Source organism: Hyphococcus sp., from assembly GCF_965267305.1.
GTDB lineage: Bacteria > Pseudomonadota > Alphaproteobacteria > Caulobacterales > Parvularculaceae > Hyphococcus.
On sequence record NZ_OZ253945.1, the window covers coordinates 4,071,311 to 4,090,184 of the forward strand.

An 18,874-nucleotide genomic window follows, 5' to 3' on the forward strand; every position below is an offset into this window, starting at 1 on the left:
GCCGTTAAAATGCGGATTTGAGAGCCCGAAACAGCCATTCCGAATAAGGGAAAATCCCATGACCAGCGTCTCCCAGCCGACCGCCAAAGATCTACAGCGGGTGTTCGACCTGCAGATCGAGAACCAGTGGAACGTCAAGGCGTCTACCGCCGCGGAGCGCAAGGCGAAGCTGACGAAACTGAAAGACGCAGTCGCCGCGCACGCCGACGAGATCGTCGCCGCGGTGCAGTCCGATACGCGCAAACCCGAAGCGGAAATCCGCATCACCGAAGTCGGCGGCGTGATGGGCAACATTCAGATGAATATCGACAATCTCGAAGAGTGGATGAAGCCGACGCCGGTTCAGCCGAAAGCCAATCCGGATGACAAGGCGAAGATCACCTATGAAGCGCGCGGCGTGTGCCTGATCCTCGGCCCCTGGAACTTTCCCATGGGTCTGACGCTGGGGCCGCTCGCCGCGGCGGTCGCCGCCGGCAATTGCTGCATGGTGAAGCTGACAGACCTTTGCCCCGCGACGGCGAAGGTCGCCGGCAAGATTATCCGCTCGGTTTTCAACGAAAACGAAGTGGCGCTATTCGAGGGCGATGTGTCGGTGGCTGAGGCGCTGCTGGCGCTGCCGTTCCACCATATCTTTTTCACCGGCTCGCCGCGCGTCGGCAAGATCGTCATGGCCGCGGCCGCAAAGAACCTTTCGAGCGTGACGCTGGAGCTCGGCGGGAAATCGCCGGTCATTGTCGATGAGAGCGCCGACATCGATAAAGTCGCAGCGGACCTCGCCCACGCCAAACAATTCAATGGCGGCCAGGCCTGCATCTGCCCGGATTATGTCTTCGTCAAGGAAGCGCAGAAAGACGCGTTGACGAAAGGGTTTGCCTCCCATGTGAAGGAAAATCTTTACAAGGACGGAAAGCTGCAGAAAGAAAATATCGCGCAAGTGGTGAACAAGCGGAATTTCGACCGCGTCAAAGGCCTCTTCGACGACGCAGTGGCGAAGGGCGCGAAAGTCGCCGCCGGCGGCGAATTCGAAGCCGCCGATCTCACCGTTCACCCGACCATGCTGACCGACGTCACGCCGCAGATGAAGATCATGCAGGAAGAGATTTTCGCGCCGGTGATACCGGTGATGACCTATGACACCATCGACGAGGTGATCGGCTATATCGAGGCGCGCGACAAGCCGCTAGCCCTCTATGTCTACGCCAAGGATCAGGCGGTGGTGGACAAGGTCTTAACGCGCACCTCATCGGGCGGCGTCACCGTCAATGGCGTGTTCTCTCATTATCTCGAAAACCAGTTGCCGTTCGGCGGCGTCAACACTAGCGGCATCGGCAATTATCACGGCTATTTCGGGTTCAAGACCTTCTCGCATGAGCGCTCTGTCTACATGCACTCGGCGGCGTAACCCAAATCCCCGTGACCTGATGAGGTGGGAGACCTCCGGCCTATACGCGACACGCCGGAGACCGCGCTCAGGGGGAGAGACGAGCGCGCCTCATCAGGTCGGCATTAGACTTAAATGCCGCGGATTTTACTGACGTTAAAGCTGCGGCTGGCTTCAAGAACGCTGAAAGAGCCCGGAGGAAGACATGACGCCAGACGACCGCCGCGCCATTGAGGCCGACTGCGCGCGCCTTATCCATCATTACGCCAATCTCACCGACGCCCATGACTGGGCGGCGATTGTCGCTCTTTATACGGAAGACGGGCTGATGACGCGGCCCACGGCCCCCGATGCGCCGATTGTGGGGCGCAAAGCGCTGATGGAGGCGTTCACCGCCCGCCCGCCGCGCATCTCGCAGCATGTCTGCGCCAATGTGGTGGTCGACGTCATCAGCGAGACGGAAGCCGCGGCCTTCAGCGTCATTCTCTTGTTCACCGGAACAGCGGCAGACGATGGCGGCCTGCCCATCAAAGGCGAGGGCGGTCCGCTGATTGGAACCTACAAGGACAAGTTCAGAAAGACGGCGGAAGGCTGGCGCTTCGCGGAGCGCCGCGGCGCCTTGTCCTTCCGGCCTTAACGATCAAAATTTTTACCTCCTATGCTCCGATCATCCCGGCGAAGGCCGGGATCCAGAATCACCCAGTACGGCGCTTGCCGCATCTGGACCCCCGGCCGAAGTTCATCCTCGGGCCGGCTTAAAGGCCGGACCTAGGGGCTGTGGTAGTCGGAGATAGAGCGGTGCAGAACCTGTGAAGCAACCGCTTACTTGCGATTAAACTCCGAAGGCTGGTTTGCGAACATTTTTTTCGCCGCCGGGCGCTCATTGATCCGCCCCAGCCAGTCAAGGATGGCGGGCGTGTCTTTTTCGTTCACGAATTCCGGAAAACCTTGGTCCATGCGGTTCGCAATCGCGAAGTTGCAGATATCGGCGAGCGTGTACTGACCGCAGGCAAGCCACTTGCTTGTCGTCAGGCGCGCTTCGAGCTTTTTCACCGAATGACCGATCTTGCGCATTTCCTCATCGAGCATTTCCTTTGGGAAGCCTTCGCGCGCGCGCCGCCATTTCACTTTCTGCTCATGGATCGGCACTTTCGCCACCATCTCCTCGAATTCCTCGTCGGAAAGGTGCTTCACCATATTGCCGACCATGCGGTGCCAGCCGATGGTCGAGACGCACCAACAGAAATATTCATCGACCCATTTGGTCCAGATGCGCATCTGCGCGCGCTCGAAATTATCGGCAGGGCGCAGCGGATTCTGGTCCGGGAACTCGTCTTCGAGATATTCGCAGATCACCGTCGATTCGGTGATGATCTTGCCCTTGTGTTCGAGCGCCGGCACCTGGCCGTTGGGATTGAGTTTTTTGTACCAGTCGGCGTGATGCTCGAACTTCGCCGGGTTCAAAAAGACGCTCTCGAATTCGAGCTCTTTTTCATAAAGCGCGAGCAGGGGTTTCAGCGAATTGGCGCCGGGGCCGAAGCTGTAGAGTTTCAAGGCCGTTTCTCCTGAACTGACGGATGTAGTTGGCCTGACCGTAGCTCAGCCTTGCGGTGGTTAGCTGCCGCTTTAGGAAGTGACTTGCTCGGATTTTATGAATTAGCGGGCGGAGGTGGCGCGCCTTCGATCTTTCGAGACGCAAAAATCTCTTCATCCTGAGGGGCTCCGCGAAGCGGAGGCGTCTCGAAGGACGAAGAGATTTTTGCTCCTCAGGATGAAGGCTTTGGAGCATCTCAAAAAGAAAACGCCGCCGGGAATGGAGACCCGGCGGCGCTTCCTATCGCGGCGGCGTTCCCTCCCTGCAAAAGAACTTAGCTGGCTGCTGCGAACTGGTTCATCGTATTATCTTTACCGCCCGCTTTCAGCGCCGCTTCGCCCGCGAAATACTCCTTGTGATCGTCGCCAATGTCGGAACCCGCCATGTTCTGGTGTTTGACGCAGGCGACGCCCTGACGAATTTCCTCGCGCTGGACGTTCTTGACATAGCCCAGCATGGCTTCCTCGCCGAAATAGCGCTTGGCGAGATTGTCGGTGGAGAGCGCTGCCGTGTGATAGGTCGGCAGCGTGATGAGGTGATGGAAGATGCCCGCTCGTTTGGAGCCGTCGCGCTGGAACGACTGGATGCGGCGATCCGCTTCAAGCGCAAGCTCGGTGTCGTCATAGTCGACGCTCATCAGCTTGTCGCGGTTGTAGGCGGAAACGTCCTTGCCTTCCTTTTCCCACGCGTCGAACACCTGCTGGCGGAAATTCAGCGTCCAGTTGAAGCTCGGCGAGTTGTTGTAGACGAGCTTGGCGTTCGGAATGACTTCGCGGATGCGGTCGACCATGCCGGCGATCTGCTCCACATGCGGCTTTTCGGTTTCGATCCAGAGCAGATCGGCGCCGTGCTGCAGCGAGGTGATGCAGTCGAGGACGCAGCGGTCTTCGCCCGTGCCCTTGCGGAACTGGAAGAGGTTCGAACGCAGACGTTTCGGACGCATTAGCTTGCCGTCGCGGGTGATGACCACATCGCCATTTTTGATGTCGTTGGCGGCGACTTCTTCGCAATCGAGGAAGGAATTATACTGGTCGCCGAGATCGCCTTCCTTGGCGCTGAACGCGATTTGCTTGGTGAGACCGGCGCCGAGGCTGTCCGTGCGCGCGACGATGACGCCGTCATCAACGCCCAGTTCAAGGAAGGCGTAGCGCAGCGCGCGGATCTTCGCGAGGAAGTCTTCGTGCGGAACAGTGACCTTGCCGTCCTGGTGGCCGCACTGTTTTTCGTCCGAGACCTGGTTTTCGATCTGCAGCGCGCAGGCGCCGGCTTCGATCATTTTCTTGGCGAGGAGATAGGTCGCCTCGGCGTTGCCGAACCCGGCGTCGATGTCGGCGATGATCGGCACGACATGGGTCTGGAAATTGTCGATCTTGTTGAGGATCTGTTTTTCCGCAACCTGATCGCCGGCGTCGCGCGCCTTGTCGAGATCGCGGAAGAGGCCGCCAAGCTCGCGCGCGTCCGCTTGCTTCAGGAAGGTGTAAAGCTCCTCGATCAATGCGGGCACGGAGGTTTTCTCATGCATGGACTGGTCGGGCAGGGGGCCGAATTCGGACCGCAGCGCCGCGACCATCCAGCCGGAGAGGTAGAGATAGCGGCCCTTGGTCTCGCCGAAATGTTTCTTGATGGCGATCATCTTCTGCTGGCCGATGAAACCGTGCCAGCAGCCGAGCGACTGGGTGTAGTTTGCGGGGTCCGCGTCATAGGCCGCCATGTCTTCGCGCATGATCTTCGCGGTGTAGCGCGCGATATCGAGGCCAGTGCGGAAACGGTTCTGGAGGCGCATCCGGGCGACGGATTCGGCGTCGATCCCGTCCCAGCCGTCCTGGGCCTTGATGGTCGCGGCCGCCTTGTTCAGATTCTCCAGATAAGTCATGGGTCTACACCTTTGATTCGTTTGACTGTTTCACCTTGACGACAGGATCGCCGCCGCCATTGGTCCGGAAAATAGGCGGCGTTCAGGGGTTTGTGCAGGCGCGAAATAGTCTTATTGTCAAACTTTACAGATTTTTGCTGTAATGATGTAAAGTATGAACTTGTAAGGAATTCCAATGGCCAAAGCCAAAGAGAAAGGCAGAGATAGGGCTGCTTTCATGGGGCCGCGCCTGCGCCGCCTGCGGCGCGAGATGGGGCTGACCCAGGCCGTCATGGCCGAGGACCTTGGCGTCTCGCCGTCCTATATCGCGCTGATGGAGCGCAACCAGCGGCCCATGACGGCCGAGATGCTGCTGAAGCTCGCGCAGGCCTATCAGCTCGATGTGGCCTCGCTTGCCGGCGAGCGGGGAGAAGAGTTTACGGCGCGCCTCGACGGCGTGCTGCGCGATCCGTTGTTCGCCGATCTCGAACTTTCCGGCATGGACGTGGAGGACGTATCGCGCTCCTATCCGGCGGTCGCGGAAGCGGTTATTCGTCTGTACACCGCCTATCGCGACGGACAACTGGCACTCGCCGATAGCGGAGGAGAAGGACATGACGCGCCGGACCCGGTGGCGGAGGCGCGACGGTTCTTGTCGGCGCGGCGCAATTCCTTTCCGGCGATTGACGATCATGCGGAGCGGATCGCGGCGGAAATCGCCAAAAATTTTGAGGGCGCGGACAATTATGCGGCCTATTTCAAAGAAAAACACAAGCTGGGGCTGCGGCGTTTCCCGCCCGACATCATGATGGGCGCCGTGCGCCGTCTCGACCGTCATCGCAATGAAATCGCGCTCGATGAAACGCTCGACCGCGCCAGCCAGAATTTTCAACTGGCGTTGCAGATCGCCTATCTCGACATGCGTGAGACGATTGACGCGGCGCTGGCCGAAGGCGGGTTCACCTCGGAAAACAGCGAGCGTCTCGGGCGGCGGGCGCTCGCGAGTTATGCGGCGGGCGCGCTCATGATGCCCTATCGCGCTTTCGTCAAAGCCGCTGAGGCGCGCAAATACGACATAGAGGCCCTGTCGCGGCAGTTCGGCGCCAGCTTCGAGCAGGTCGCCCATCGCCTCACGACGCTGCAACAGCCGGGGCAGGAGGGCGTCCCGTTTTTCTTCATCCGCGTCGATGCGGCGGGGAACGTGTCGAAGCGGCTCGACGGCGCCGGCTTTCCCTTCGCGCGTCATGGCGGGTCGTGTCCGCTTTGGTCCTTACATCAGGCGTTCCGCACCCCTCGTGAGATCGTCACCGAATGGGTGGAGCTTCCTGACGGCGAAAAATTCTTCACCATCGTGCGCACGGTGACGGCGGGCGGCGGCGCCTGGGGCGCGGCGCGCATCGAACGCGCCGTGGCGCTCGGCTGCGCCGCGAAACACGCGCATCGTTTGATCTATACGCAAGGCCAGGATCTGAAATCCGTAAAGCCGACGCCCATCGGCGTCGCCTGCAAACTTTGTCACCGAATCGAATGCGCCGCGCGCGCCGAACCGCCCATCGGGCGGCAGGTCCTCCCTGACGATTACCGCCGCACCATTGCGCCGTTCGGGTTTTCGGATCGATAGAAACACCGCCTGTTTGTGCGCTCTATACACGACTAATACGTAGCATTTGATCTCAAACGGTCACTTAGCTGCGGCGGGGTTAGCTTTGGGTTCATCCAGGGCGCGGACTCATAATGCAACCAACATGACAACGAAACTTCTCTCCACGAGAGAGTCATTAGGAGCCGTTTTCAATTATCTCTTTAATTCGTGGCCGCGCATAGTTGGCCGTTTTTTCAAGCGAGTCAGTGACCAAATCGTAGTACTTACCACCAAACTTGTAGTCTGAGCGTAACGAGGTAGCGTCAATCGCTCCCGCATCTTCGAGCGCAGCTAGCGCTCGATTGAAGCCATCAGCAAGGATGTCAAGCAATGATGCAACAATCTTGTCTTCAACGGATTGGTTCATGTTCAATACTCCCAAAGTAGCGCCGAATCTGAACGTACAAGAACCCGGCTTCCCATGACCGTTCTTGTATGTATTTTAAAGATTTAACCCTAAGCCCTGTAATGTCTGATTAAGGCGTTATTCGATCGATATCGTGAGGTATAGAGCTTAGCCTTTGAGCGGTTTCGCTTCCTTGCGCCATTTGGTCAGCAAAAACTCCGTATACCCATTCAGCTGCTCCGCGCCTTTGAAGACGAGATCGCAGGCCGCCTTGAAGGCCGGGCCGTTAAAGTCCGGCGCCATGGGCGTGTAGTGCGGATCGTTCGCGTTCTGCTTGTCCACGACAGCAGCCATGCGCTTCAGCGCTTCCATGACTTGTTCTTCCGTCAACAACCCATGCATCAGCCAGTTGGCGATATGCTGGGATGAGATGCGCAAGGTAGCGCGGTCTTCCATCAGGCCCACATCATGAATGTCCGGCACTTTCGAACAGCCGACGCCCTGATCGACCCAGCGCACGACGTAGCCCAAAATGCCCTGCGCATTGTTGTCGAGCTCCTCGCGGATCTCTTCTTGGCTGTAATTGGTCCCGCCGGCGAGCGGCGGCGTCAACAGCTTGTCGAGATCGCCGGTCGCCTTGCCTTTCAGCTCTTTCTGGCGCGCGAAGACATCGACCTCGTGATAATGCATGGCGTGGAGCGCCGCCGCCGTGGGCGAGGGCGTCCAGGCGGTGGTGGCGCCGGCTTTCGGATGGCCGATTTTCTGTTCGATCATCGCCGCCATCATGTCGGGCGCCGCCCACATGCCTTTGCCGATCTGCGCCTTGCCGGCGAGGCCGCAGGCGAGACCGATGCCCACATTGCGCGCTTCATAAGCTGCGATCCAGACCGAGTTCTTGACCTCGTTTTTGCGGATCACCGGCCCGCCCTGCATGATCGTGTGGATTTCATCTCCCGTACGATCGAGGAAACCGGTGTTGATGAAGACAAGACGTTCGCGCACGGCGTGAATGCAGGCGGCGAGGTTCGCGGAGGTGCGTTTTTCCTCGTCCATGACGCCGATTTTCAGCGTGTTCTTCGCCATGCCGAGGATGTCTTCGACGCGGCCGAAGAGTTCGGCGGCGAAAGCGACTTCCTCCGGTCCGTGCAGCTTCGGTTTGACGATATAGACCGAACCCGCGCGAGAGTTCATGCGCTTGCCTTTGAGATCGTGGAGCGCGATCAGCGACGTCACCGCCGCATCCATGATGGTTTCGGGAATCTCTTCACCATTTTGATCGCGGATAACATCCGTCATCATGTGGTGGCCCACATTGCGCACCAGCATCATGGAGCGGCCGTGAAGCGAGAACGCTTTGCCGTCCGGTCCGACATACTCCCGGTCCGGATTGAGCTTGCGGGTGACGGTTTTGCCGCCTTTCTCAAACGTGTCTTCGAGATCGCCCTTCATCAGGCCAAGCCAGTTGCGGTAGACATTGACCTTGTCTTCGGCGTCGACCGCGGCGACGGAATCCTCGCAATCCATGATGGTGGAGACGGCGGCCTCGACGATCACGTCGGCGACGCCAGCCTTGTCGGTCTTGCCGATAGGACTTTCCGGATCGATGACGATTTCAAGATGGAGGCCATTGTTTTTGAGAAGGATCGCATCGGGGGTTTCGGGGGCGCCGCGATAGCCGGCGAATTTCTCCGGACTTTTGAGGCTTGTCGCGCCATTGGCGGTTTCAACCACAAGCGCGCCGTCCTTCACCGAATAGCCAGCAGCGTCGGCATGCGAGCCATTTGCAAGCGGCGCCGCGAGATCGAGCAGCGCGCGGGCGCGGGCGATGACTTTTTCGCCGCGCTTCGGGTTGTAGCCTTTGCCTTTCTCCGCGCCGTCCGCTTCGGGGATCGCGTCCGTCCCGTAAAGCGCATCATAGAGCGAGCCCCAGCGGGCGTTGGCGGCGTTCAGCGCATAACGGGCGTTTGAGACCGGCACCACAAGCTGCGGACCCGCGACGGCGCGCAATTCCTCGTCAACATTGGCGGTGGAGATTTGAAACGGCGCGGGTTCGGGCGCCAGATAGCCGATCTCTTTGAGGAACGCCGTGTGCTCGGCGACGTCATACTTTCCCTTATGGGCGCGAAACCAGTCGTCGATTTTCGCCTGCAGGGCGTCGCGTTTCGCCAGCAACTCGCGGTTGCGGGGGCCGAGATCGGCGACGATGTTCGCAAAACCGTTCCAGAAATCATCGGCGATCACGCCGGTTCCCGGCAGCGCTTCGGTCTCGATGAAAGCAAAGAGTTCAGGGGCGATGGTCAGTTGCGCACGGTTCGTCATCAATCTTTCCTGTCGGCTACGGGCAGCTACCAATAGGCATTCAGCCGCGAAATGGAATAGGCGGAGGCGCCATCCCTTGTCATTTCTTCTAACAGTCTCATAAGACAGAGGGGGCGACAGGACGATTTTTCATGGGCGTAGAACGCATTCTCATTATTGGCGCGGGACAGGCGGGGGCGCAGGCGGCGGTCTCGTTGCGCCAGGGCGCTTACAAAGGCGCGATCACGATCATCGGCGCCGAGGAAGCGCCGCCTTATCAGCGTCCGCCGCTGTCGAAGGCGTATCTCAAAGGCGAGCTCGATGAGGCGCGGCTTTATCTGCGGCCCGCGGAATTCTACGAGACGCAAAACATCACGCTGCGTCTCGGCATTCGCGCGACCGGCATCGACCGCAAAGCGAAAATTGTGTCGACCGATGACGGCGAGGCGCACCCCTATGATGCGCTGCTGATCGCGACGGGCGCGCCGCCTCGGCGGATTTCTGCGCCGGGCGCCGATCTACGCGGCGTGCATTACCTGCGGACGCTTTCGGATTCCGATTCGCTAAAACCCATGCTTGCCGCGCCGGGGCGCGTCGTTATCGTCGGCGCCGGATATATCGGGCTTGAGGTTGCGGCGGTTGCGCGCGCGGCGGGCCGCGAGGTGACGGTTCTTGAAATGGCGCCGCGCGTGCTCGCGCGCGTCGCCGGCGAACCGGTGTCAGAGTTTTACCAGACGCTTCACCTGAGCAAGGGCGTTGACCTGCGCCTGGGCGCGGCTTTCGCCGCGTTCGAAGGAGAACGCCGCCTTCATGGCGCGCGGCTTCAAGACGGTGAAGTCATCGACTGCGAAACCGCGCTGGTGGGCATCGGCGCCGCGCCGGAGGTGACGCTTGCGAGGGAGGCGGGGCTCGACATCGATAACGGGATTGTCGTCGATGAATATGCGCGCACCTCCGATCCGGCGATTTTCGCCGCGGGAGACTGCACGAATTTTCCGTCGCCGCGTTACGGACGGCGCATGCGTCTCGAGTCCGTACCCAACGCTATCGAACAGGCGAAAGCGGCGGCGGCGAACATGATCGGCGGCGAGGTTGTTTACGATGCGCTGCCCTGGTTCTGGTCGGACCAATACGATGTGAAATTGCAGACCGTGGGCCTCAGCGAAGGTCATGACGAACTCGTGGTGCGCGGCGATCCGGCGGAGAACAAATTCGCGGTCTGGTATCTGAAAGACGGCAAGGCGCTCGCCGTCGATGCGATCAACGATCCGGCGTCGTTCGCCATGGGTAAGAAACTGATCGTGTCGGGCGCAACGCTCGATCCGGCGAAGCTCGCCGACAGGACGGTCGATCTTAAAACGCTGGCTTAATCGTAAAGAACGCCCGGCAGCCAGGTGGCGATCTGCGGCCACAGCGCGAGTACGCCCAGCGCCACAAGCTGGATGGCGATATAGGGAATGGCGCCATTATAAATGTGCGCGGTCTTCACCTCTGGCGGCGCCACGCCGCGAAGATAGAAGAGCGCGAAGCCGAAAGGCGGCGTCAGAAACGACGTCTGCAGGTTGATCGCCATCATCACGCCGAGCCAGACGGGATCCAATCCCATGGCGAGGAGCGGCGGCCCCACGAGCGGCACGACCACCAGCGTGATCTCGATGAAATCGAGGAAGAAGCCGAGAACGAACATCACCAGCATCACGGTGAGGACGGCGCCGACAACGCCGCCCGGCGTCGCCGCAAGCGCGCGATGCACCGTGTCGTCGCCGCCAAGCCCGCGGAAGACGAGAGAGAACAACGCGGCGCCGATGAGGATCGTGAACACCATGGTCGTCACCCGCGCCGTCTGATCGAAGATCGGCGCCATCGCCTTTTCCTTGTGCAGCTGGAAAAGGCTGGCGACGACGCCCCAGGGCGTCAGCGCGAAGAAGATGAAGGCGACGACAATGCCGATGCTTTCCGCCGTTGTTATGCTTTCGCGCCCGAGACGCAGATCGAGGAAGGCCGTGAGCGCAAGCAGGCCGATGATCGCTGCGGCGGAAATGAGCACTGCAAAGCGGCCGGCGAACACTGACCCTTTCGGCGCAAGGCGCATCCCCGCAATCAAAAGCGCGCCGATGGCGCCGACGCTGGCGGCTTCCGTTGGCGTCGCAATGCCCGCGAGGATCGATCCCAGAACCGCAACAATCAGGATCAGCGGCGGCGGCAGCGTCTTCATCGCGGCGAGCCAGACTTCACGCGTGCCGCCGAGTTCCGCCGCGGGAATCGCCGGCGCCTTTTTCGGCGAGGTGAGTGCGACGAAGATCTGCCAGCAGATGTAAAAACCTACCAGCATCAACCCCGGAAATAACGCGCCTGCGAACAGATGCCCGACGGAGACCGTCTCCGGCGACATGACGCCCTGTTGCAATTGCGCGCGCTGATAGGCGTTGGAAATGACGTCGCCGAGAAGGATCAAGACGATCGACGGCGGAATGATCTGGCCGAGCGTGCCCGCCGCCGCGATGGAGCCCGATGCAAAAGCCGGGTCATAGCCGCGCCGGAGCATGGTCGGCAGGCTGAGCAATCCCATGGTGACGACGGTGGCGCCGACAATGCCGGTCGATGCCGCGAGCAGCATCCCGACAATCGTCACCGACAGGCCGAGACCGCCGGGCAGCGTGCCGAAGAGCTTCGCCATTTCGTCGAGCAGCTCCTCGGCGATTTTCGATTTCTCCAGAATGACGCCCATGAGAATGAACATCGGGACCGCTATCAGCGTTGTATTGGAGACGGCGCCGAAGACGCGCTGCGGGAAGGGGATGAGATAGGAGATGTCGAAGACGCCGAACATCAGGCCGAGAACGGCGAAGATGAGCGCGGTGCCGGCGAGGCTGAACGCCACCGGATAGCCCATCATCAACGCGACGCAGAGGACGAACACCATCAAGATGTCGAGCCATCCTGCGAACGTGCAGGCGCAGAAGGCGACATTGCCGATCTCGAACTCCATCAGCCGCGCTCCTTCAGGGTCGCGACGGCGCGCGCGGCGATGACGAAGCCGGCCATGAGCAAAAGAACGGCGAAGGCCGGGATGAAGGATTTGAGGATGAACAGCGCCTGAATGCCCGACGCTTCATTCGAGCCTTCGCCCACCGCCCATGACCGCGCCACATAAGGCGACGCTGTCCAGAGGAGGAGCAGACAGACGGGAACGAGGAGGAGATAGGTCCCGGCGAGATCGACCAGCGCTTTCCTGCGCGGCGTCGCCTCGCGATAGAAAATATCGACGCGCACATGGTCGTCGGTGAGGAGTGCATAGCCGCCGGCGAGCAGGAACACCGCGCCATGCATGTAGGTGATCGATTCCTGCATGAAGATGTAATTGAGGCCGAACACATAGCGCAGAATGACGACGCCGAACTGGATGACCGCCATGGCGAGGAGAAGCCACATGACGGCGCGGCCCGTCTTGTGCGTCACCACTTCAAAAAGCCCCGAGAGATACCAGGATGTCTTTTTCGCGCCATTTACGACCGCAGCCGCTGCGGTGAGAGCCAAGAGCGCCGCAAACCAGACGATCTTCGTCACGGATGGCGTCAGCGAAAGGACAGGCGTCAGTCGGGCGAAGAGAGCGCCTGCAATGACGATGGCCGTCACAAGGGCGATCCAGCCGATCAGCGGCCGCTTTTCCGAAAACAGAAACCCCAGCGGCAGGAAGAGAAGCGGGAACAACACCCCCGCCGCTACCCAGTTGAAGATATCGCCGACGAGTTCGAGCATGGCTTAAAGATCGAACGCTTTTCGACGCGCGGCCATATAGGCTTCGTCCGAAATGCGGCTCCATTCCATGGAGCGCATGAGGGACTCGCGGAAGCTCTGATAGATGCGGTTCGTGATGTCGTCTGTCGCCGCTGCTTCCTGCAGCACCGTCTGGCTGGCGGCAGCAAGCGCGGCCATCACGTCTTCGGGCATCTGGCGCAATTGAACGCCGTGTTCCTTGATCAGCTGTTCCAGCGCGATGGCGTTGTGATGGGTGAATTCGGCGATGGAAATATTGTTGGCGCGCTGACAGGCGCCGGTGATGATGGACTTTTCCGTCGCGGTAAAGGAATTCCAGAGATCGAGATTGACTCCGCAAGCGAGCTGCGAGCCTGGTTCGTGGAAGCCCGGCCAGTAATAATATTTCGCTTCCTGATAGAAGCCGAAAGCGAGATCGTTCCATGGGCCGACCCATTCGGTGGCGTCGATGGCGCCCGATTGCAGGGCCGGGTAAATTTCGCCGCCGGAGATCGCCACGGCGGCCGCCCCCACGCGGCGCAGAACTTCGCCGCCGAGGCCGGGCATGCGCATTCTGAGGCCGCGCAAATCTTCGAGCGAATTGATTTCCTTCTTGAACCAGCCGCCGAGCTGGTGGCCGGAATTGCCGGCCGCAATTGGCTTGATGTTGAATTTCGCGGAGAGTTCGTCCCAGAGCGCCTGGCCGCCGCCAAATTCCGTCCACGCCATGATTTCGGAGATCGTCATGCCGAAGGGAACGGCGGTGAAGAAGTTGAATCCCGGCGACTTGCCGACCCAGTAATATTCCGCGCCGTGATACATGTCCGCCGCGCCGTTGGAGACGGCGTCGAAACTTTCAAAGGCGCTGACCAGTTCCCCCGCGGCGAAGACGCGGACAGTGATCGCGCCGCCGGACATTTCGGTGATGAATTGCGCCACACGTTCGGGCATGGTGCCCAGCCCTGGAAAATCCTTTGGCCAGGTGGTCACCATTTTCAGCTCGCGCGAATTGATCGCGCCGGGGATCGCCGCGCCGCCCGCGGGCGCGCCGCACTCGCACCCCGCAACCAATCCAGCGGCGCCCAAGGCGCCGCCTGTCAGCAGTTGTCTACGTTTAAGCATATGCTATCCGAAGTGTTGGCGGCGCGCTCGCAAATCTAAAAAATGCGCGCATTCGCGCGCGGGGAACGCCGCATTCGCACCCGGCGACCAGGCCGGCGGCGCCGAGCGCGCCGCCCGTTAGCAATTGTCTGCGTTTCATCATGAGGCTTTTCGCCCCTCCCTCATGTCTTCTTTTTAGTCGACGACTTCGATATCGACGTCGCCTTCGCCGGACTCGATCCGTTCGCGCTGGCGCTTTGCGCGCCATTCTTCGTAGTCTGCTTCTTTTTCCCTGCGCGACTTTGCGGCGCCGACGCCCTGATCGACGGCGAGCGAAGAGCCGGTCCCGTCATAGCCGCTCGTCGTGCAGCGATCTTCGACGGAGTAGCAGCGCTGGATGCAGGCCGAGCGCGCCGGCCCATCATCGAGGCTCGCACAATCGGCCTGACAGGCGTTCTGCTGTCCCGTGCAGCGGTTTTCGGCGTAGCCGAAAGGCGCGGAAGAACAGCCGGCGACAAGACATGCGAAAAGGACGGCCCCGGAATATGCTCTGATGCTCATGACGACTCCCAGAATGCGACAACGCCCCGCCCATCTGCAGGCCGGACGGTACAATGACCCGGCGCGGGGTCAAAGCGCCAAGGGGGAATCCGGGAGGAAAAAGCCTAGAAAGAGAGGGCGCCGGCGACGCTTTCCTGCGCGGTCTGGCGGTCCATGCGGGTCCAGCCATTGGGCCCGAGCATTTCGAGCGGCTGGAAGGTCTTTTTGTAGTCCATCTTGTCCGAGCCGTTCACCCAGTAGCCGAGATAGACGTAAGGCAGGCCAAGCTCGCGCGCGAAGGAAACGTGATCGAGGATCATGAAGCGGCCGAGGCTGCGCGCTTCTTCTTCCGGTTCAAAGAAAGAGTAGACCATGGACAGCCCGTCGGTAAGACGGTCGGTGAGCGCGGCGCCGATCAGGCGTTCTTCGCCGGTGTCTTCATCCTTCAAACGGTATTCGATGATGATCGTGTCGACCGCCGTCTCCTCCACCATGGAGGCGTAGTCGAGCACGGTCATGTCGGCCATGCCGCCATCGCCGTGGCGCGTGTCGAGATAGGCGCGCAGCATGGAGAACTGTTCGCCGGTGGCGCGCGGCCCCTTGATGCGGCGGATGATGTCGGCGTTGCGCGACAGGGTGCGGCGGCGCGAACGCGACAGATCGAAATCGTCGACGACAATGCGCACCGGCACGCAGGCTGTGCAGGCTTCGCAGGCGGGAAGATAGATGAGGTTCTGCGAGCGGCGGAAACCGCGGCGCGTTAGCAGCGCATTCGTCGATGAGGCGCCGTCGCCCGAGAGATAGGAAAAAATTTTCCTTTCCCGTTTGCCTTTGAGATACGGACATGGCGCGGGCGCCGTGATGAAAAACTCACCCCCGTCAAGGCCGAACCGTCGCGCGAAATCTTCGTTACTCATCTGATCCAACGTAAGGGGTAAACCTTAGCGGGCCATTATCGCAACCGCAATGAATCCGTTCTATCTGCGTGTCAATTGGGCCTTAATTGAACCCGAAATAGACGCGCGCTGCGACTGTGTAGACAATCCACAGGAGAATTATGAGCGGCCCGCCGACGATCATGAAATCCCTAAATTTGTAATGACCGGGCGTCATGACCAGCAAATTGGTCTGATAGGCGATGGGCGTCGCGAAGGGGCAGTTGGCGCCGTAGATGACGGTGAGCGCGAGCGGCAACGGGTCCATGCCGGCCTGCTGTGCCGCGCTGATGGCGATGGGCATGAAGAGGACGGCGGTGGCGTTGTTCGACAGAACGTTGGTCAGGATCGCGCTCAAGATGAAGACCAGCGACAGCAGCGCGGTGGGTCCGAGATGCGAGGACAGCGCCGCAAGCCCGGAGCCCAGAAGCGCCGCGCCGCCGGTTTCCTCCAGCGCCAGCCCCATGGCGAGTGATGCGCCGATGAGAAGGTAGACCCGGCGGTCGAAGGCGCGCGCCGCCTGGCGTATGTTGAGGCAGCCGGTGACCAGCATGGCGACGACGCCGGTCATGGCGGCGATCGCGATCGGCACCAGCCCCGATGCGGCGGCGACCACCACCGATCCGAAAATCAGCGCCGCGCGGGGCCCGTGCTTTGCGTCGGGAATGCCGATCATGGACCATTCAAAGACGAGAAGGTCGCGGTCGGCGCGCAGATTCCTGATGTCGTCGGCGCGCCCGAGAATGAGGAGCACGTCGCCAGCCTCGAGCCGGATCGTGTTCATCTGCGCCCGGATCATCCGGCTGCGCCGCTCAATGCCGAGGATGACGCAGTTGGTCTGCGCGTGAAAACCGACCTGGGCGACCGTGCGGCCGATGAGGCGCGAACCGGGCGTGACGATCGCTTCTACAAGATTGAGGGTCGAGCCCGGCGAGGACTGGTCCTCGTCCTCGACGCCGATTTCGGAGATGACATCGCTGAGGATCTCGCGCCGTTCCTTCAGGAGATTGGTGAGAGCGTTGCGCGTCGCCGCGATGATGACCGTGTCGCCGGACCGGAAACGGAAGTCCTCAAAGGGCGGCAGAATGACTTTCTCCCGCCGCTGGACCATCCTCACGGTGACTTCCGGCAGATCAGGGAAGAGGCCCGCCACGGGCCCCTTGCCCACAAGCGAATTGTCCCGCGTGATTTCGAACTGGGCGATGAATTGCTTGTTTTCGCGGGCGTTGGCGAGGTTTTCCTGCGATCGCTTGGGAAGCAGGAAACGTCCGACTGTTGCGAGATATAAAATGCCGGCGCCGCCAATGACGAGCGCCAGCGGCGTCAGTTCAAAAAAACCGATCTCCTCACCGGTATTCGCCTGATAAACACCCGCGGCGAGGACATTGGTCGATGAACCGATGATGGTCGTCATGCCGCCGAAGAGCGCGATGAAAGATAGAGGCATCATCAGTTTCGATGCCGCGACATCGCCGCGCGCCGCGAGGGCCGCGACGATGGGAATGAAAATGACGACCACAGGCGTGTCATTGAGGAAGCCGCTGCTGGCGTAGGCGATGCCGAAGACGGCGAAGATCGTCAGGTATTTGCGCTTGTTGTAGAATTCGATGAGCAGCTTGGTCGGGCGCTCCATGGCGCCGGCCTGGAAGATGCCCTGGCCGAGAACCATCAGCGACATCACGGCGGCGAGCGCCGGGTTCGCAAAGCCTCCGAGCAGCGTCTGCGTGTCGAGCGGCGCCGCGCCTTCAAGTTGAAGCGGGGCCAGTTCAAACAGCAGGATGAGGCTGACCACTACCCCGAGGGAGATGATCTCCATGGAGAGCCGCTCGCTCGCATAGAGGCCGATCGCAACAAGGATGACCAAAAGCGTGGCCCACATCTGCCACGGGGCTGCCAGAAAGGTTTCCATCATGTCAGATTGTCGTGACCCGGCCCTATTGTGAACCTCGCAGCCCCAGTCATTCCGGGCCCGATCTTCGTGCGCTTTTTATTTTCACTATTTGATGCTAACGCCACAAGCCTAAATGTTTCAATATGTTGTGGGAACGGGCCCATAAGGCGGCAGCGATGACAGACAAATACAGACCGCTTAAAAACGCCTTCGGCCGTTTCGCCACCGGAATTGGCGTCGCCGCCTGCCGGGACGGCGAGGGCGCAATCTCCGCGATCACGATCAATTCCTTCACCTCGGTTTCGCTGGAGCCGCCCCTGGTTCTGTGGTGCCTGGAAAACCGGGCCTCGACCTATAGCGCTTTTATGGGATCTCAAAGCTATGCCGTTTCGATCCTGAGGGCGGATCAGCAGGCGGCGTCCCAGCGCTTTGCGCATTTCCTGCCCAACGGTCCGCGCGAGGAAGAATTCGAGACCTGGAAGTCAGGCGCGCCGATCCTGAAGGAGCGTCTCGCCGGTTTCGACTGCAAGGTCATTGCGCGCCATGATGCGGGCGATCATGTGATCCTTGTGGGCGAAGTCGTGAAGTTCGACAGCGTCGAGGGCGCGCCGCTGATTTATTTCGCCAGCAACTATATTCAGGGAATTCCCGCGCCATGACGAAAGCAGCATTTCTGGGGTTAGGCGTCATGGGGTTTCCCATGGCCGGACATCTGGCGGCGAAAGGCTACGACGTCACTGTCTACAACCGTACAAAAGCCAAGGCCGATGAATGGGTGACAAAAAATAACGGTGTTGCAGCGCAAACGCCGGCGGACGCCGTTAAAGGCGCCGATCTTGTCTTCGCTTGTCTCGGCGACGATCCGGACGTGTCGGCGGTGGTCGGCGCCGCGCTTGATAGTTTTAAAGATGGCGCCGTTTTCACTGATCACACGACAGCCTCGCCATCGCTGGCGCGCCAGCTTCATTCGGCGCTGCGCGAGAAGGGCGTCGGTTTTGTCGACGCGCCAGTTTCGGGCGGACAGGCGGGCGCCGAAAACGGCCGGCTCTCCGTCATGTGCGGCGGCGACGAAGCGGATGTGGAAAAAGCCCGCCCCGCCATGGAGGCTTACTCGGCGCGCATCGTCCATATCGGTCCGGCCGGGCACGGGCAGCTCTGCAAGGCGGTGAACCAGATCTGCATCGCGGGGCTGCTTCAGGGGCTATCCGAGGGGGTCCACTTTGCCGCCCGGGCCGGGATCGACATTGAGCGCGTGCTGGAGGCGATTTCCGGCGGCGCCGCCCAGAGCTGGCAGATGGAAAATCGCGCGAAAACCATGGCCGCCGACGAATTCGACTTCGGCTTTGCGGTGGACTGGATGCGCAAGGATCTCCGGATCGCCCTCGCCGAGGCGCGGCAAAACGGCGCCCGGCTGCCGGTGACGGCCCTGGTGGACCAGTTTTACGGCGATGTGCAGTCCATGGGCGGGGGACGCTGGGACACGTCGAGCCTCATCCGCCGCCTCAACGATGTCGATTGATTAAGTAGACGACGCGCCC

Annotated in this window: 16 protein-coding genes; 6 read left to right on the top strand and 10 right to left on the bottom strand. The window is 60.8% G+C overall.

The annotated features are described in order from the left end of the window. Nucleotides 1-58 precede the first annotated feature (58 nt). Both ACQY5P_RS19775 and ACQY5P_RS19780 read left to right on the top strand, forming a co-directional pair. Nucleotides 59-1,402: an aldehyde dehydrogenase family protein gene (locus ACQY5P_RS19775; protein WP_428408596.1), complete on the top strand. Its 1,344-nt coding sequence runs from the start codon at nt 59-61 to the stop codon at nt 1,400-1,402. A gap of 184 nt (nt 1,403-1,586) precedes the next feature. Then, nucleotides 1,587-2,018, top strand: a complete 432-nt coding sequence (locus ACQY5P_RS19780) for a nuclear transport factor 2 family protein (RefSeq protein ID WP_428408597.1) — start codon at nt 1,587-1,589, stop codon at nt 2,016-2,018. Between the two features lie 185 nt (nt 2,019-2,203). On the opposite strand, the gene ACQY5P_RS19785 is transcribed toward ACQY5P_RS19780, so the two are convergent. Then, the gene (locus ACQY5P_RS19785) at nt 2,204-2,935 is read right to left on the bottom strand and encodes a glutathione S-transferase family protein (protein ID WP_428408598.1); all 732 of its coding nucleotides are present in this window, start codon (nt 2,933-2,935) and stop codon (nt 2,204-2,206) included. A gap of 314 nt (nt 2,936-3,249) precedes the next feature. Next, nucleotides 3,250-4,848 carry an isocitrate lyase gene (locus tag ACQY5P_RS19790; protein WP_428408599.1) on the bottom strand — a complete coding sequence of 533 codons (1,599 nt, stop codon included), beginning with the start codon at nt 4,846-4,848 and terminating at the stop codon, nt 3,250-3,252. Nucleotides 4,849-5,023: 175 nt separating this feature from the next. Between ACQY5P_RS19790 and ACQY5P_RS19795 the strand changes: the two genes are divergently transcribed. Then, the gene (locus ACQY5P_RS19795; RefSeq protein ID WP_428408600.1) at nt 5,024-6,448 is read left to right on the top strand and encodes a helix-turn-helix domain-containing protein; all 1,425 of its coding nucleotides are present in this window, start codon (nt 5,024-5,026) and stop codon (nt 6,446-6,448) included. A 157-nt stretch (nt 6,449-6,605) separates the two neighbouring features. On the opposite strand, the gene ACQY5P_RS19800 is transcribed toward ACQY5P_RS19795, so the two are convergent. Then, nucleotides 6,606-6,836 carry a hypothetical protein gene (locus ACQY5P_RS19800; protein ID WP_428408601.1) on the bottom strand — a complete coding sequence of 77 codons (231 nt, stop codon included), beginning with the start codon at nt 6,834-6,836 and terminating at the stop codon, nt 6,606-6,608. A gap of 147 nt (nt 6,837-6,983) precedes the next feature. Beyond that, entirely contained in the window at nt 6,984-9,134 is a 2,151-nt protein-coding gene (locus ACQY5P_RS19805; RefSeq protein ID WP_428408602.1) for a malate synthase G, read from the bottom strand. A 131-nt stretch (nt 9,135-9,265) separates the two neighbouring features. Here ACQY5P_RS19805 and ACQY5P_RS19810 point away from each other — a divergent pair, with 131 nt between their 5' ends. Further along, nucleotides 9,266-10,483: an NAD(P)/FAD-dependent oxidoreductase gene (locus ACQY5P_RS19810; RefSeq protein WP_428408603.1), complete on the top strand. Its 1,218-nt coding sequence runs from the start codon at nt 9,266-9,268 to the stop codon at nt 10,481-10,483. Here ACQY5P_RS19810 and ACQY5P_RS19815 read toward each other — a convergent pair. The 6 genes from ACQY5P_RS19815 to ACQY5P_RS19840 all read right to left on the bottom strand — a co-directional run bounded on the left by ACQY5P_RS19815 (nt 10,480) and on the right by ACQY5P_RS19840 (nt 17,357). After that, the gene (locus ACQY5P_RS19815; RefSeq protein WP_428408604.1) at nt 10,480-12,102 is read right to left on the bottom strand and encodes a TRAP transporter large permease; all 1,623 of its coding nucleotides are present in this window, start codon (nt 12,100-12,102) and stop codon (nt 10,480-10,482) included. The two genes, ACQY5P_RS19810 and ACQY5P_RS19815, sit on opposite strands and share 4 nt — an antisense overlap. Then, complete coding sequence (locus ACQY5P_RS19820; protein ID WP_428408605.1) at nt 12,102-12,872, bottom strand: TRAP transporter small permease subunit; 771 nt, start codon at nt 12,870-12,872, stop codon at nt 12,102-12,104. Before ACQY5P_RS19820 ends, ACQY5P_RS19815 begins: the two co-directional genes overlap by 1 nt. A gap of 3 nt (nt 12,873-12,875) precedes the next feature. After that, nucleotides 12,876-13,991, bottom strand: a complete 1,116-nt coding sequence (locus tag ACQY5P_RS19825) for a TRAP transporter substrate-binding protein (RefSeq protein ID WP_428408606.1) — start codon at nt 13,989-13,991, stop codon at nt 12,876-12,878. 174 nt (nt 13,992-14,165) lie between these two features. Next, a complete protein-coding gene (locus tag ACQY5P_RS19830) occupies nt 14,166-14,531 on the bottom strand; it encodes a hypothetical protein (protein ID WP_428408607.1) in 366 nt (121 codons plus the stop codon). Between the two features lie 104 nt (nt 14,532-14,635). Then, nucleotides 14,636-15,427: an arginyltransferase gene (locus tag ACQY5P_RS19835; RefSeq protein WP_428408608.1), complete on the bottom strand. Its 792-nt coding sequence runs from the start codon at nt 15,425-15,427 to the stop codon at nt 14,636-14,638. A gap of 82 nt (nt 15,428-15,509) precedes the next feature. Continuing rightward, nucleotides 15,510-17,357, bottom strand: a complete 1,848-nt coding sequence (locus ACQY5P_RS19840; protein WP_428408610.1) for an SLC13 family permease — start codon at nt 17,355-17,357, stop codon at nt 15,510-15,512. A 155-nt stretch (nt 17,358-17,512) separates the two neighbouring features. Here ACQY5P_RS19840 and ACQY5P_RS19845 point away from each other — a divergent pair, with 155 nt between their 5' ends. Further along, nucleotides 17,513-17,995 (top strand): flavin reductase family protein, encoded by a 483-nt coding sequence (locus ACQY5P_RS19845; RefSeq protein ID WP_428408611.1) that lies wholly within the window; start codon nt 17,513-17,515, stop codon nt 17,993-17,995. Beyond that, nucleotides 17,992-18,855, top strand: coding sequence for an NAD(P)-dependent oxidoreductase (locus ACQY5P_RS19850; RefSeq protein WP_428408612.1), 864 nt, complete (start codon nt 17,992-17,994; stop codon nt 18,853-18,855). Before ACQY5P_RS19845 ends, ACQY5P_RS19850 begins: the two co-directional genes overlap by 4 nt. The last annotated feature ends 19 nt before the right edge of the window (nt 18,856-18,874 follow it).